Source organism: Bradyrhizobium sp. USDA 327 (assembly GCF_041262065.1).
Taxonomy (GTDB): Bacteria; Pseudomonadota; Alphaproteobacteria; order Rhizobiales; family Xanthobacteraceae; genus Bradyrhizobium; species Bradyrhizobium liaoningense.
On sequence record NZ_JBGCCW010000001.1, the window covers coordinates 1,194,434 to 1,208,986 of the forward strand.

16 protein-coding genes and 1 pseudogene are annotated in these 14,553 nt (G+C 61.8%); 13 read left to right on the plus strand and 4 right to left on the minus strand.

Translation table 11 applies throughout. The features are described 5' to 3' along the window. The first annotated feature begins 40 nt into the window (after positions 1-40). The 4 genes from ABIA42_RS05425 to ABIA42_RS05440 all read left to right on the plus strand — a co-directional run bounded on the left by ABIA42_RS05425 (position 41) and on the right by ABIA42_RS05440 (position 2,748). Entirely contained in the window at positions 41-673 is a 633-nt protein-coding gene (locus ABIA42_RS05425) for a response regulator transcription factor (protein ID WP_370115061.1), read from the plus strand. Between the two features lie 178 nt (positions 674-851). Beyond that, positions 852-1,226, plus strand: a complete 375-nt coding sequence (locus ABIA42_RS05430) for a response regulator transcription factor (RefSeq protein WP_370115059.1) — start codon at positions 852-854, stop codon at positions 1,224-1,226. A gap of 229 nt (positions 1,227-1,455) precedes the next feature. Continuing rightward, on the plus strand, positions 1,456-1,803 hold the full coding sequence (locus tag ABIA42_RS05435; RefSeq protein ID WP_370115057.1) for a hypothetical protein: 348 nt from the start codon (positions 1,456-1,458) through the stop codon (positions 1,801-1,803). Positions 1,804-2,082: 279 nt separating this feature from the next. Beyond that, positions 2,083-2,748: a helix-turn-helix domain-containing protein gene (locus ABIA42_RS05440; RefSeq protein ID WP_370115055.1), complete on the plus strand. Its 666-nt coding sequence runs from the start codon at positions 2,083-2,085 to the stop codon at positions 2,746-2,748. A 34-nt stretch (positions 2,749-2,782) separates the two neighbouring features. On the opposite strand, the gene ABIA42_RS05445 is transcribed toward ABIA42_RS05440, so the two are convergent. Further along, positions 2,783-3,367 carry an invasion associated locus B family protein gene (locus ABIA42_RS05445; protein WP_370115053.1) on the minus strand — a complete coding sequence of 195 codons (585 nt, stop codon included), beginning with the start codon at positions 3,365-3,367 and terminating at the stop codon, positions 2,783-2,785. A 30-nt stretch (positions 3,368-3,397) separates the two neighbouring features. Continuing rightward, positions 3,398-4,240 carry an alpha/beta hydrolase family protein gene (locus ABIA42_RS05450; protein WP_370123642.1) on the minus strand — a complete coding sequence of 281 codons (843 nt, stop codon included), beginning with the start codon at positions 4,238-4,240 and terminating at the stop codon, positions 3,398-3,400. Positions 4,241-4,545: 305 nt separating this feature from the next. Between ABIA42_RS05450 and ABIA42_RS05455 the strand changes: the two are divergent. From ABIA42_RS05455 to ABIA42_RS05465, 3 genes and pseudogenes are all read left to right on the plus strand, one after another. Continuing rightward, positions 4,546-4,872: pseudogene (locus ABIA42_RS05455) on the plus strand (DUF1275 domain-containing protein); the annotation flags it as partial. After that, positions 4,869-6,560 (plus strand): SulP family inorganic anion transporter, encoded by a 1,692-nt coding sequence (locus ABIA42_RS05460; protein ID WP_370115051.1) that lies wholly within the window; start codon positions 4,869-4,871, stop codon positions 6,558-6,560. The pseudogene ABIA42_RS05455 and the gene ABIA42_RS05460, both read left to right, overlap by 4 nt. A 606-nt stretch (positions 6,561-7,166) precedes the next feature. Further along, complete coding sequence (locus tag ABIA42_RS05465) at positions 7,167-7,601, plus strand: hypothetical protein (protein WP_271530132.1); 435 nt, start codon at positions 7,167-7,169, stop codon at positions 7,599-7,601. A gap of 209 nt (positions 7,602-7,810) precedes the next feature. Here the strand turns inward: ABIA42_RS05465 and ppk2 are convergent, their stop codons facing one another. Next, positions 7,811-8,611 carry a polyphosphate kinase 2 gene (gene ppk2 / locus ABIA42_RS05470; RefSeq protein WP_271530131.1) on the minus strand — a complete coding sequence of 267 codons (801 nt, stop codon included), beginning with the start codon at positions 8,609-8,611 and terminating at the stop codon, positions 7,811-7,813. Positions 8,612-8,655: 44 nt separating this feature from the next. Next, a complete protein-coding gene (locus tag ABIA42_RS05475; protein WP_271530130.1) occupies positions 8,656-9,111 on the minus strand; it encodes a hypothetical protein in 456 nt (151 codons plus the stop codon). 149 nt (positions 9,112-9,260) lie between these two features. Here ABIA42_RS05475 and ABIA42_RS05480 point away from each other — a divergent pair, with 149 nt between their 5' ends. From ABIA42_RS05480 to ABIA42_RS05505, 6 genes are all read left to right on the plus strand, one after another. Beyond that, positions 9,261-9,716: a hypothetical protein gene (locus ABIA42_RS05480; RefSeq protein WP_370115048.1), complete on the plus strand. Its 456-nt coding sequence runs from the start codon at positions 9,261-9,263 to the stop codon at positions 9,714-9,716. Beyond that, positions 9,709-10,947 (plus strand): HlyD family secretion protein, encoded by a 1,239-nt coding sequence (locus ABIA42_RS05485; RefSeq protein WP_271530128.1) that lies wholly within the window; start codon positions 9,709-9,711, stop codon positions 10,945-10,947. The genes ABIA42_RS05480 and ABIA42_RS05485 overlap by 8 nt, the downstream gene beginning before the upstream one ends. Positions 10,948-10,958: 11 nt before the next feature. Then, positions 10,959-11,375, plus strand: a complete 417-nt coding sequence (locus ABIA42_RS05490; protein ID WP_271530127.1) for a hypothetical protein — start codon at positions 10,959-10,961, stop codon at positions 11,373-11,375. A gap of 84 nt (positions 11,376-11,459) precedes the next feature. Next, positions 11,460-12,251 carry a DUF2092 domain-containing protein gene (locus ABIA42_RS05495; RefSeq protein WP_370115045.1) on the plus strand — a complete coding sequence of 264 codons (792 nt, stop codon included), beginning with the start codon at positions 11,460-11,462 and terminating at the stop codon, positions 12,249-12,251. Continuing rightward, a complete protein-coding gene (locus ABIA42_RS05500) occupies positions 12,248-12,529 on the plus strand; it encodes a hypothetical protein (RefSeq protein ID WP_028177092.1) in 282 nt (93 codons plus the stop codon). Before ABIA42_RS05495 ends, ABIA42_RS05500 begins: the two co-directional genes overlap by 4 nt. A gap of 96 nt (positions 12,530-12,625) precedes the next feature. Continuing rightward, on the plus strand, positions 12,626-14,509 hold the full coding sequence (locus ABIA42_RS05505) for an ATP-binding protein (RefSeq protein ID WP_370115043.1): 1,884 nt from the start codon (positions 12,626-12,628) through the stop codon (positions 14,507-14,509). Positions 14,510-14,553 lie beyond the last annotated feature (44 nt).

Below are 14,553 nucleotides of genomic sequence, written 5' to 3' on the forward strand. Positions count from 1 at the left end.
GTTGCGCATTTGAAGGTTGCGGAACCCTCCAGGAGGTCAAATGCCCGGCTTGGTTCACGTGGTAGACGACGACGCCTCCTTCCGCACGGCCGTCGAGCGCCGGCTGAAGCTTGCTGGTTATGAGGTCGCCACCTATTCATCGGCCCAAGACCTGCTCGAGCGGCTGCCGGGCGGCGATGGCCCCGGATGCATCTTGCTCGATGTGCAAATACCCGGGCTCTCCGGTCCCCAGCTGCAGAGCCACCTCACCGGACTCGGGTCCACGCTCCCGATCGTGTTCGTGACAGGCTACGCCGATACGGCGACGACCGTGCGCGCCATTAAGGCCGGAGCCGAAGATTTTCTCACCAAGCCCGTCTCGTCGGAACAGTTGCTCGATGCGCTCGCTCGTGCCCTGATCCGCCAGCAGGCCGACCACATCCAGCGCACAAAGCTCAGTTTGCTCCAGATGCGGCTGAAGTCACTGACACCGCGCGAACGCCAAGTGTTCGAATTGATCGTGCGCGGCAAGATCAACAAGCAAATTGCCCACGAACTCGGCACCGCCGAGCGCACCGTAAAGGCCCATCGCCATCAGGTGATGGAGAAAATGCAGGTGCAGTCTCTGGCGGAGCTTGTGTCGATGGCAGAGCGGCTGGGCGTATTGGATCCCGAAGCCAAACGGCCCGGCTAACGACGCCTGTGGTCCCGGCGGGTCTCCGCCAAGCAACCTGCACACAAGGACTATTTCAAAGCTCGGCAAGGGTATGCTGTAGTCTGGGTGCGCGGGCTGCAGTCGGCCTTGTTGTCCGACCGGATCTAATATCGTCCGGCAAACTGACGCCAGCCAATACCTGGAAGGACCGCCGAACTTGTCCTCGTGCAAGCCTGTTCTTGTCGTCGACGACGACGCGTCGATGCGCATGAGCATCAAGCGCCTTCTGCGCGCGCACGGCTTCACTGCGCTGCTGTTCGACTCGGCACATGCGCTGCTCGGCCATGGCGGCTGCGGCGAGGCCGCATGCATCATCATCGACATCAATCTGGACGATGCCTCCGGAATCGAGTTGCGCCGCAGGCTTGCCGAGCATGGCGTCGCGGCACCGGTGATCTATATCACCGGCAACGACAACCATTCGAGTCGCACCGCCGCAATCGAGTCCGGATGTATTGCCTATCTGACCAAGCCGTTCGCGGCAAAAGCGCTAATCGACCCCATCCATCGCGCCTGGTCGACGGCAAACTAAAGCGCGATGCGATCAGGATGAATCGTCATCGCGCTTTAGGTTGTTGTTTAAGCATGATCTTTCGGAAAACCGCTGCGCACTTTTCCGGATCATGCTTTAGCGGCCAGCGATCGCCTCTTCATCCCGTATTGGGGGTGTCCGTTGACGCGGATCAATCCCATCATCCATGGCGCTGGATATTAAAGTCTGCTTCTCATTGGGAGCAATCGCCTATGCAGGGAGATGAGGTATGAAACGGCTCTTGATGGTCACTGGCATGGCTGCTGCGCTGACGTCCGGCGCGGCGTTCGCCCAATCGGTCGACCTTACCGGCACTTACACATGCGTCCAGATGTGCCGCGGTGACTTGCCGGCCCACGTTACGCAGAACGGACCCGAGCTCAATCTCACCACCGAGGCGGGCGTGCCGTCGCGCGCATGGCCGGACTGGTTCTCGCCGGCGAGTCGCATCTGGATCGATGCTTACGACATAAGCGCTGTTTATACGCCTGACGGCATGACAATCCAGTTCGACAACGGGACCATCTGGCAGCGCTATGTGCCGCCGCCTGCACCGTCACGTCGCAGGGCGAAATGAGCCAAATTCGTCGACGAGACCTTGTGGCGGTTTGATGCTGACCGACATGGCTCGACCGCCGACTTGTACAAGAAGGGCGTAGGGCCAAATTGCGCAAACTTCCCACCATGTTGGCGCAGGGGAGCACATGGCCTTTCGGACTTCCTGGCGCTCGTCCCCACTCGCCCCGGGGCAATCACATAGCCACCGTTTGGAGTTGAGCTAGATCAAAATGCGCTCGCGTGCTATTGCCTAAAGTTCCCGGGTTCACTGCCAATTCAATTTGTAGGGAGTTCTGCAATGTTGATCAGGACCAGGACAGTGAGCCGTCCTGCCAATGACGGGCAATTGGCAGCCCTCGCCGGCGAACGGGTCTTTTGCAGCGAGTTCACTTATCGGAGGGGAACGGAAGTCTTCGGAGAGGGCGAGGAGGCCGAGTATGTCTACCAGATCGTGTCTGGTGCGATCCGGACCTACAAACTGCTCTGCGATGGCCGCCGGCAGATCAACTCCTTCCATCTTCCGGGTGATCTGTTCGGGCTAGAGAACGGCGCGGTTCATCGTTTCACCGCGGAAGCAGTCGTTCAGACCATGGTTCGCATCACGAGCCGGCGACACTTGCTCGACAGCATCGAGCACGAGGAAGAGGGCCAGGCAAGCCTTCTCACCCTTGTCACGCGCAATCTTCAGCACGCGGAGAACCACATGCTTCTCCTGGGCCGGAAGACGTCCGTCGAGAAGGTGGCCGCATTCCTTCTGGAAATGGACCGGCGGCAGGATCATCCAAACGTGATGAGCTTGCCGATGAGCCGCCGCGACATCGCTGACTATCTTGGATTGACGCTCGAGACGGTCTCGCGGGCTCTCTCGACCTTGCGTGATGACAACATGCTGCGGTTTGACGGCCAGACGCAGCGCCAGCTCGTGCTTCTGGATCGCAAAGGACTAGCACAGCTCGATGCCTGACGGTGCAGCGAGCGATGCGCAGTAGGCCGTCGTTTCACTCGTCGATGTCCTGCTCGAGCATCTGCGCCGGGGGGCCTGTGTGGGCTGATGCGAACTGCGTCAGCGGCAGCGAGGTCGTCAGCGACAGCAGATTGGAGTCGATCACTTCCAGCACGAGTGCCTTTCCCGCTTCCATGTCTTTGACGATGTTGGGATCCGCGACATCGGCCGCGATGCAGGTGTTGCTGAGGCACCAGTTGTAGGGCAACCGGTAGGAACGTCCTTGGTCGACCGTCAGCTTGACGGGATGCTGTAAGTACATGCCGACGGGTACGAACACCTGCAGTCGCCCGTTGCGGTCGCCGTCGCGCTCTATCAGGTCCAGACGGACGGCCATCTGACCGGTGGGAAAGGTGCCGGTAATCGAGGTCCGGCACACTCTCGGAGCTGCACCTGCCTTGAAGCACCGCTTGCGCCAGCTTCCGTATGTAATGTCCTTTGCCTCGCGCTGGCCCCGGGGTGCGACTTCGGCAGGCTTGGCCGCCGGCGGCTTTTCGCGCGCGACCGCCTCCAGAACCGGCGCTGTCGTGGTGATGGCTGCAATGAGTGAGGCAGACAGACAATAGCGCGCGGTGATCATGGCCGTATCTCCAGACATGGGTAACTTCGGCTATCTTTGAGCCTCCAGAAATTTCGCGACGAGCGGCGACCAGATCGGGATTGCGTCCGGCGATCCTATGAAGAAGTGGCCCTCGTTGCCGAACGGCGGCATCAGGTGATATTCCGCGCGGCCGCCGGAGGCGGTGAAAGCCTCGTGCATGCGCTTCGACAATGCGGGGCCGAAGAACGTGTCGTTTTCGATATAGATCCAGAGCATCGGTACACGCGAGGTGCGACCGAACTCACGGGTTGCTTCGACCAGCTTGTCAGGCGCGCAGTTATTGTTCGGCTTGCCGTCGACGCGGCCGCCGCGGCCGGCCGCGAAGGTGATGATCGCCTTGACTTGCGGCGGATTGAGGCTGGACAAGGCGATGGACCCCCAGCCGCCCCCCGATTGCCCGACGACGATGACGTCCTTGGGCACGATGCGCATCTCCGCGACCATATAGTCGATGATCCAGATGTCGACCTGTGCGACGGCCATGCCGGCGGAGCGGAAGTTGGGATTGCTGCACTTGCCGACTTTTGTGATGAACGGGCCGTAGAGTGCACGTTCAGGGATGTCGATCGCGGAGGCGCCATATCCGGTGCCAACCGGCGCCACCACGAGGTGCCCGCGCGTCGCGAACCATTTGGCTGCGTCGCGAAATTCAACCAGTGGAAAGAAGCTTCGCTCTATCGGATTGAGCGACACGCCATGGTTCATGATAACGAGCGGAAACGGACCGTCGCCGATTGGACGCACCACATAGGCAAACGTCGGGAGCGGCAGGGGCAGCGCCCATATCTCCTCCCGGATCGGATGCGAGGTGCCCTGATCACCCGCGCGCGAAGGATCGACAAAACAGGCCATGAGCAGCACCACTTTGAGGAGAGATCGATAGAAAGAGCTATGCCAAAATTGCATGCGTTTCTCCTCGACAGCAGCAGAAAGATCTCGGGCGCAGTTGAAATGATTCCCCTGACTGCGTTCATCGTCGTGGATCCCGAAGCCTCGTGGCAGGCCAAGCTGGGCTCGCAAGCAGTGGGATGGTTGATCCAAGTCAACCCTTTCACGAGCGAGACCACTCTTGATGGTCCAATGCACCCGCGACGACCTACGTCACGAACATGAGCCTGATGAATACCGCCAGTCCTTCGCTGCGCCGCGACGAGACGGTGCAGATCGCGCTGCTGGTGACGATCGGCGCCCTGCACAACCGCCTGCCGGATCTCGCCGGCACGCTCGGAATCTCGTTCGTCGCGGCGATGCAGACTGTCGCTTTCACCAAAGGCGTTCTCATGGCTCTATCAGGTGGTGGTCCGCGCGGGCCGCTGCGCCGCTCCGGCATATTTGCCGCGCTTTGCGTCGCTTTCGGCGTGGGCGCGGCCGTCGGGGCCTTTGCGACCAAAGGCATTCCCGATCTCACGTTTGGCATTCCCGTGACCGCTCTGCTGATCATCCTGTTGCGCTGCGAAATCGAACGGAGCGAGGTGCCCGCATGAGCTCGCCGTCCGATCGACCTGTGGGGTGGTCGCGATTCTTCCCAGTCTCCGGCTGGCTTGTTGCCTATCGCGGCGAATGGCTGGCATCGGACGCAGTGGCCGGAATAACGCTGGCCGCGTACGCGATTCCCGTATCGCTGGCCTATGCGACGCTCGCCGGTCTGGCGCCGCAGGTTGGCATCTATGGCTACATGCTCGGCGGTATCGGCTATGCGCTGCTTGGGTCGTCGCGGCAGCTCGCAATCGGCCCGACCTCGGCAATTTCGCTGATGATTGCCTCCACCGTCGGGGTGCTCGCCGGCGGGGACGCGGTGCGATACGCGCAGATCGCCAGCCTTGCGGCTTTTGCGGTCGCGGTCCTGTGCTTCGTCTGTTGGCTGTTCAAGCTCAGCGTCCTCGTCCGCCTGGTCAGCGACAGCATACTGGTTGGCTTCAAGGCCGGCGCCGGGCTCACCATCATCATGAGCCAATTGCCGAGCCTGTTCGGCGTCGCGGGCGGTGGGCACAATTTCTTCGATCGTGCGTTGCGACTCGTAGCGCAGATCGGCGACACCAACCTTCTCATCGTGACGATCGGCGCGGTGGCGCTCGCGCTTTTGCTGCTCGGCGAACGGCTTTTGCCGGGAAAGCCGGTCGGCATCACGATCGTCGCGCTGTCGATCCTCGCTTCCACGCTGCTCTCCCTGCCGGCCGCCGGCGTGCCGGTGACCGGGAAGATCCCGGAGGGACTGCCGACGCTGGCGCTGCCGACGTTTGGTCTTCTGCAGTTCGACGATCTCTTTCCGCTCGCCGCGGGATGCGTGCTGCTGGCCTACATAGAGGGCGTCTCGGCTGCTCGCAGCTTCGCGGCCAAACATGGCTACGCACTGGATGTGCGACAGGAATTCCTGGGGTTGGGAGCTGCGAATCTCGCCGCAGCTTGCGGCCACGGCTATCCCGTCGCCGGTGGGCTGTCGCAATCGGCTGTCAACGACAGCGCTGGGGCGCGCACGCCACTGGCGCTGCTGATCTGCTCGATCGCGCTGGCGCTGTGCCTGCTGTTCTTCACGGGACTACTGACGAATCTGCCGAAGGCCGTCTTGGCCGCCATCGTCTTTGCCGCAGTGTATCGGCTCGTGGACGTCCATGCCCTGCTGCGAATGTGGAAGGTCAGCAGGCTCGACTTCTATGCTGCGGCGATTGCGCTCGTGGCCGTTCTGCTGCTCGGCATCCTGCAGGGTGTCCTGCTTGCGTCGATTGCATCGATTTTCCTCCTGCTGGCGCGCGCATCGCATCCGAACATTGCATTCCTCGGCAGGCTTCCGGGAACCGGTCGCTATTCCGACAGCGCCCGGCACGACGGCGTCGAGCCGCTCGTTGGCGTCATCGCGTTCCGTCCCGAAGCCTCGCTCCTCTATATCAATGCCGAAACGATCCTGGCGGTGGTCCTCGAAGCCCTACAGAAGTCGTCAGACATCAAGCTGGTGGCCTGCGACCTCTCCGCATCGCCCTACATCGATCTGGCTGGCGCGCGTATGTTGCGAGATCTCCATGATGAGCTCGCCTCTCGTCACGTCGCCTTCTGCATTGTTGGCGCTCATGCGCAATTGCGCGACCTGTTGCAGGCGGAGGGGCTCGCGGAGAAGACCGACAGTTCGCGGTGGCTGCGATCGCTCGACAGCGTCCTCGGCGACTTTCAAGTCAAATAGCCTCTGCTGCAGCGCGAAGCGTCCGAGCGCAAAGTCACCAACGCGTCTCCGATATCTCGCGACTGTTGACGTGGATCAAAGGAGCGGGCCCCCCGCCGTCCACGGTCCATCATCACCTTCCGCGCGAACCGATAAGAATCGGGAGATACCTATGTCCACGGACGCCAAGCCCACGCAGAAGCGCATTGATCGGTTCTTTTCGGGGCCCGGTGCACGGGCTGACGATTGGCGTGATCGGGTGGATGCTGCAAAAGCATGCGCCCGCGGCGGCGACCGCGCGAAATACGATGCGGCGCTGGCCGATCTCTCGATCACGGGGGAGTTTCACGGCTATCCCGGCCTGCGACGGATGGGGGCGCTACGCGAAGCAGCGGCGGCCAGCGATGGGGCAACGTCGCTTGCCCTTGCGACACGGAACACCCAGGCGTTGGCGACGCGATCCTTCCGCCAGCATCCGGCGACTGCAACGCGAAGGACGATGGCAACGGCGATGTGCCCGAGCTGGTCCCACCGACTTTCGGTGCGCATACGACACGCAGGCTCGGCTACTTCGGGCTGCTGCTCGCCCAATAGTCTGGCGTCAAACTCCAGGAGGAAACGAAAACCATGAGAAAGCCTGTTATCTATGCGGCCCTGATCGCCTTCCTCACCGGCGTCGCCGGATTCAGCACGCCGTCGCGCGCCGAGACTGGCGAGGTTGCGGTCGTCTTCACCAAGGGCGGCCTCATCGTCGGCGTCGGGGGTGGCGAGGGCGTTCTGCTGCTTCGGGGCAAGAGATATCCCTTTACGGTGTCGGGCATGAGCGTGGGCTTCACGATCGGCGCCTCGACCACCAAGCTGGTCGGCCGCGCTCTCAACCTGAGGGGCCCCGCCTCCATCGAAGGCTCCTATGCCGTAGGCGGAGCGGGCGGGGCGGTTGCCGCGGGGGCCGGCGCGGTTCAGCTGCAGAACGCGAACGGCGTCATCCTGCAGCTGAGCGGCCCGAAAATCGGCGCGGAGGTCTCGGCCGCCGTGGGCGGTGTCACCATTCGCCTCAAATAATCGGAACGACGGGCCGCGTCGATGCGTGGCCCGTCGTCCTGCGCGGTGGGATGCGTTACATGGATCCATCTTTCTGACGGTCTACGACCGGAGCGAGCGATGGCGTCTCATGAGCCTCGATTGAGTTCATCAGAAGCCATTGCCGAATCCCTCGAAAAATCGGCGCGGCTGTACCGACGTTGCCTGATGTTCGTTGAGCGTCGCTGCGGTCAATATCGCTCGGCGACGAAGTTCATTCCGCGTAAGCCCGCCTGGTCATTGTAACGTCCCTTATCGGAGCGTGGCGGCAGCTTGACCTTGTCCTTCTTGATCCGCTTGTGGGGGATCGACTTCAGCAAATGCGCGATGCAGTTCAACCGTGCCCGGCGCTTGTCGTCGGAGCGGATGATGTACCATGGCGCGTGTTTCGTACTGGTCCGCTTGAGCATGAGATCGCGGGCCCGCGAATAGTCGTACCAGCGACGATAGGATTCAAGATCCATCGGGCTCAGCTTCCATTGTCGTACTGGATCATCGATCCTGGCTCTGAAACGGCGTTCCTGCTCGTCCATTCCGACCTCGAGCCAGATCTTGACCAGAATAATTCCGCCGTCGATCGCGTATTTTTCCATTTGAGGACAGAGGGTCAGAAATCGGTCGTGCTCCCTGGCCGTACAGAAGCCCATGACATATTCGACGCCGGCGCGATTGTACCAGCTCCGGTCAAAGATCACGATCTCACCGCCGGCGGGAAACTGCTCCATGTAGCGCTGGAAGAAGAGCTGCGTCTTTTCCCGATCGGACGGCGCCGGAAGCGCGACGACGCGAAAGACCCGCGGACTGACCTTCTCCGTAATGGCCTTGATCGTGCCGCCCTTGCCGGCGGCGTCTCTGCCCTCGAAGAGGACGATGACCCGCAGCTTGTTCGCCTTCACGAAGTCCTGCAGTTGGCACAGCTCGACTTGAAGCTTTTCGAGATGCTTCTCATAGTCCTTGCGCTTCATTCGTTCCGCAGGTTCGTTCTTTGCCATGCGTCCCTCTTCGTAACATCTGCTGCGACGGCGTCAGGAAAACGCTAGTCGTCTCCCCAGGAGATGGTCACGCCGATGTCCCCCGGCATGCCACCCGGGAAATCGATGATCTGGTAGGCGATGCGATAGCCGCGCGGCTTCAGATAGTCCGTCCAGAGCTGGAAGATCTCCTTCGGAATGCCGGTCAGCGTGTTCTCCCAGCCGGGCTCCATCTGGTTGATGGCGCGTCCCCTGTCCGTGCACAGCGTGTTGGGAAAGCGGTAGACCTGCACTTCCGTGAGGCCGTTTCGCACCGCACGCTGAATGACGGTCGAGGCGAGCTTGATCTTCTCCTCCTCCGACTTCCCGGATGGTTTGCTCAGCCGCTCGATCAAAGCCAGCTTCTCGGCTTCAGCGGCGGCGGCGACGCGGACATATTGTTCTGCCTTCTCGGCCTCCTTCAGCGCGGCTTCCTTCCGGATCTGCGTTGCACTGGGGATGAGATCGTCAATGCCTGGCATGGCGGCGGCTCCTGATTTCTGGTTTGTTCCAGTGATCGAGGCTAGGCGGGGCGAAGTGCATTCCCTTGATGCAAATCAAGCAATTCGGGGCCGGGGTCGTCACTCTCGGCGCAATTCAGGGGACACGCGGTCCCGGTCAGGAGGGAACGTTGAGCGAGCAGCTGCACCCGATGGGCCCGCATCATCTGCCCTTCTACATTGTTGCGCCCGGTGAGACCGACTGGCTGATGGTGGCGACCGGGCTGATCTTGATCGGCGCAGTTTTCAGCGTCGGGCTGCTTTATTTGTATCTGCACAGCCTGCCCGAGCGCATGGCTCACAAGACGCAGAAGTTGCAGTTCGAGGTTGTGGCAGTGCTGGGCTTGATCGCGCTGTTCACGCACGAGCATCTCTACTGGATTGCAGCGTTGGTGCTTGCGATGATCGAGCTTCCGGATTTCGGGACGCCCTTGCGCAGCATTGCAGGATCGGTCGAACGGATCGCGGACGGTGCGTCGCCGAGCGACGACGATCGGGTAACCGTCGGTGATACGCCTTCGACGGAGACGCGGCCCCAAGAGCTGCATCCGGCGGCATCCGGCAGCAAGGTACCCAGCCATGCTTGAGCTAGCCATCTGCTCACTCTTGACGATTCTTCCGGACTATCTCTACCGCCGTTTCGCGCAGGGCAAGCGGTTCGGCAAAGAGATCACGCTCTTCTCCGTCTGGTACGAGCTCAGATGGGGCATCACCGGCTGCCTGATGCTGACGGTGGCGCTGATCACAAGCGTCTTCTTCTTCCATCCGGCGACCCGGAACGCGGCGCTGTTGTTCCGGACCGTCCCGATCCTGCCCGAGGGCTCGGGGCGCGTGGTCGAAGTCAATTTCGGCTACAGCGCGGCAGTGAAGAAGGGCGACGTTCTGTTCACGCTGGACAGTTCGAAGCAGAAAGCCGCGCTCGAAACCGCCACGCGCAAGGTCGCGGAAATCGATGCCTCACTGGAGACCGCGAAGTCCGACGTGGTCAAGGCTGAAGCGCAGCTCGGGGAAGCAAAGGCCAACTATCAGCAGGCAAAGGACGAACTGGACGTCAAGATCGAGCTGCAGCGCCGGAATCCCGGCATCGTGCCGCAGCGCGATATCGAGAAGCTGCAGGTTATAGTCGATCAGCGGCAGGCGGGAATTGACGCGGCGAGGGCCACGTTGCAGTCGGCGGCCTTGCGAGTCTCGACGCTCCTGCCAGCGGAGAAGGCGAGCGCTCAAGCCGCGCGGGCTGAGGCTCAGGTTGACCTGGACAAGACCTTCGTTCGCGCCGGCGTCGACGGACGCGTTGAACAATTCCTCATTCGCGCCGGCGACGTGGTCAATCAGTTGATGCGGCCGGCCGGTATCCTCATTCCCGAGGGCGCCGGTCAGGCCAAGCTGCAAGCCGGGTTCGACCAGATCGAGTCCGGCATCATGCGGGAGGGGATGGTCGCCGAGGCGACCTGCATCTCGAAGCCATGGGTGATCGTCCCTCTGGTGGTGACGTCCGTTCAGGATTACATCGCAGCGGGGCAGTTCCGGTCCGGCGAGCAACTCATCGAGGCGCAGAACCTCGCCAAGCCCGGTACCATTCTCGTGTTCCTCGAACCGCTTTACAAAGGCGGTCTCGACGGGGTGACGGCCGGCAGCAGCTGCATCGTCAATGCCTACACCAGCAATCACGACGAGATCGTCGACCCCAAGACGTCGACCGGCCGCAAGATCGCACTCCATGTCATCGACGGCATCGGGTTCGTGCATGCCTTGCTGCTGCGCATCCAGGCTTTGCTGCTGCCGTTCAAGACGCTGGTGTTCGGGGGCGGTCACGGATGAGGAACAGATGCATGTATGATGTGAGAGCCCCGGTCGCGGGAGTAGCGCTATCGCTCGGCGCCTTGTTCGCATCAGCCGGCGGCGCGGGGGCGGTCGAGCTGAACGGCGCCTGGGCGAGCAGCGCGGATCAATGCGACAAGGTGTTCACCCGCGAAGGCGGGAGGATCGGCTTCACGGACATGTCCGAAGTCTACGGCGGCGGCTTCATCGTCGATGGCAGGCAACTGATCGGCAAGTTCGCGCGGTGCACGGTCAAGGCACGGAAAGACGACGGTCCAAATGTCAACCTGGTCGCGTCCTGCGCAACGGACATTATGCTGTCCAGTGTTCAGTTCAGCCTGAAGCAGCTCGATGCGAACAGCATCGCCCGGCTGTTTCCGGGGATGGCGGACATGGAGATCATTTATCATCGCTGCCCGTTCAATTGAGCAAGCGGTCGCGTAGGCTTGATGCATGTCAAGCAACTGCGTGCGCGTAGGCGTCAAGTGCCGTTCATCCCCGGGAGGATAGACATGACATCCAACAGACGTGTTCACAAGACGATCTACGCGATGCTCGGAGCAGCGATGGTTGTGGTCGCTCCTGGCGTCCGAGCGCACGCGGACGATCCGGCCAGGATTCTCAAGTCGATGTCGGACCATCTCGCCGGTCAGAAGACGCTGTCCGCGTCCTTCGACAGCGACATCGAGATCATCACGCCCGAACTCCAGAAGATCCAGTTCGCGAGCTCCGGCGAAATCAAGATGAGTCGCCCGGACAAGCTCCGGGTCAGGCGCACCGGCGGTTATTCCGATGTCGAGCTGGTTTATGACGGCAAGCTGATTTCGATCTATGGCAACAATGCCAAGAGCTATGTTCAGGCAGACGCGCCTGGGACCATCGACAAGATGGTCGATGCGCTTCAGGTGCGTTCCGGCGCCGGGATGCCAGGCGCCGACCTGCTGCTCTCCAATGCGTTCGACGAACTGATGGCCACCGTCATCGAGGGCAAGCATATCGGGCAGGGTGTCGTCGATGGCGTCGAGTGCGAGCATCTTGCGTTCCGCACGCCGGACACGGACTGGCAGATCTGGATCGAGGCCGGCGCCAGGCCCGTGCCGCACAAATACGTCATCATCAGCAAGACACTCGCCGGGGCGCCGCAATACACGCTCCGGATCAAGGATTGGAAGACTGACGCTCTGAACGCCGATGTCTTCGCATTCGTTGCGCCGGCGGGCGCCACCAAGGTCGATCTGGAGGGTGCCGCAATTGCAGAGTTCGACGAGCTTCCCCCTGGTACACCGACAGGAGCAAAGAAATGATCGCGCTTCGAAAAGTCATCCTGTTTGCCGCAGGGGTAACCGCCTTCAGCGCCGGATTGTCCTCGAATGAAACAAATGGCCTCATCGAAGGAAGGTTCTTTGCCGAGGCCCAGGCGAGGGTCGGGCGCCCCTTGACTCCCATGAGCTATGCCGGTGTTGCCCGGAGAACCACACGCCGCGCGGTCGCCGTAGGCGCGGCGGGAGCTGCCGGTGCCTACTACGGCTCCTCCTGCGTGCAGGTCGTCGATGCCTATGGCCGGGTCGTGACGCGCTGCTGACAGGACCCGCCAGGGCGAGACGCTTCTTCCGTGCGGCCGTGCTCGAATTGTGCTTTGATGAGAGCCGTTCGATCATTGTGGCCGCCGAAAGAGAGCATGACCGGACGTGTCCCCATTGCTGTAGGCGCCTCATCCGGCCGGGCCGCGTGCCTTGCCGCTTGCCTGGTCGCCTTTCTGGTCGTCGTCTCCGCGCCGGCGATGGGTGCCGAGCGCAACGCGCCCAAACGGATATTGTTGCTGCATTCTTTCGGGCGAGACTTTCGCCCATGGAGCGAGTATGCGCTGAGCATCAAGGCCGCGCTGGAGCAGCAGGCGCAGTGGCCGCTCGATGTCCAGGAGCACACCCTGCTGACGGCACGGTTCAACAATCCCGGGCCTGAGGAGCCGTTCGTCAACTATCTCCGCTCCCTTTACGCGGGCGTCCCCCCAGATGTTGTTGTTAGCATCGGGGCGCCGGCTGCACGATTTGTCCAGAAATATCGCGATCAGCTTTTTCCCGATACGCCGATGGTTCTGACCGTGGTCGAAGAGCGGCTGGTGAACCGCTCGGACTTGACCGACAACGACACCGTGATCTCCGTCCGGAACAACTTCACGGCTGCGTTCAACGGTGTCCTCAAGGTCCTGCCGGAGACGAAGACGATCGCTGTCGTGATCGGCGCCTCTCGCCTGGAAAAGTTCTGGCTCGACGAGATCAAGCGCGAGACGGCACCTTTCGAAGGGCGCGTGGCCTTCGTCTGGTACAATGAACTGTCGTTCGACGAGATTCTGAAGAGAGCATCGGTGCTTCCGCCGCACACGGTTCTGTTCTGGGGCTTGATGTCGGTCGACGGGGCCGGCATTGTCCATGAAAGCGATCTTGCCCTGCGCAGTCTTCGCGCCGTCGCCAATGCTCCGATATTTTCTTATCAGGAGCCGTTTTTCAACGGCTATACGGTCGGCGGCCCGATGCATTCGATCGGCGCGACCACCACGAAGACGGTCGAAGCCGTGATCCGCATCCTGGCCGGCGAGAGACCAGGCACGATGAAGTTCGAGCCCCTCCAGTTCGGGCCTCCGAAATACGATTGGCGTGAAATGCAGCGCTGGGGCATCAGCGAGAGCGACCTTCCCGCTGGAAGCGAAGTACTGTTTCGGCAGGCGGGCCTTTGGGAGACGTACCGCTGGCAGATCGCAATGCTCGCCACCGTCATCCTGATCCAGGCGGGTCTGATCGGCGGCCTGCTTTACGAGCGACGCCGGCGGCTCGTGGCCGAGGTCGAGTCCCGGCAGCGTCTTGCGGAGCTGGCCCACGTCAACCGGTACGCGGCGGCAGGAGAGCTGACCACGTCGATTGCCCACGAGCTGAATCAGCCGTTGGGGTCGATCCTGACGAACACCGAGACGGCGGAGCTGATGTTGAAGAGCGAGTCGCCCAATCTGGTGGAAATCGGAGAAATTCTCGCTGATATCCGGCGCGACGACCAGCGGGCCAGCGAGGTGATCCGCAGGCTGCGCAGCATCCTGAAGAAGACGCCGTTCGAGATCGCCAATATCGACCTCAACGACACGGTGGGCGAGGCAATCAGGCTGATGTCCGCCGTCAGCGATGGGCGCCGAATTGCCCTGAAATTTGCGCCATCCGCCAGCGTGCTGCGGGTCAAGGGCGATCCCATTCAGCTTCAGCAGGTCATTCTCAACCTGATCATCAACGCGATCGACGCGATCTCGCAGGCCGGTACGACGGAGCGGGAGATCCATGTGGCAACGGCCCGGTCCGATGCGTTTGCGGAGATCCGGATCGGCGACAGCGGGCCGGGAATTTCTCCCGCAGACGTAAAGAATATCTTCAACCCGTTCTTCAGCACCAAGCCGCAAGGCATGGGCATGGGCCTTGCCATCGTCAGGACCATCGTTGAAGCCCACGGCGGCAACATCGCTGTCGAGAACCGGCCATCACGCGGTGCGCTGTTCACGATCCGGCTGCCCATCGTGCATTGACCGTCGGTCGCTGAACTGTCGGCGGGCGCGTCGCAGCAAATCGC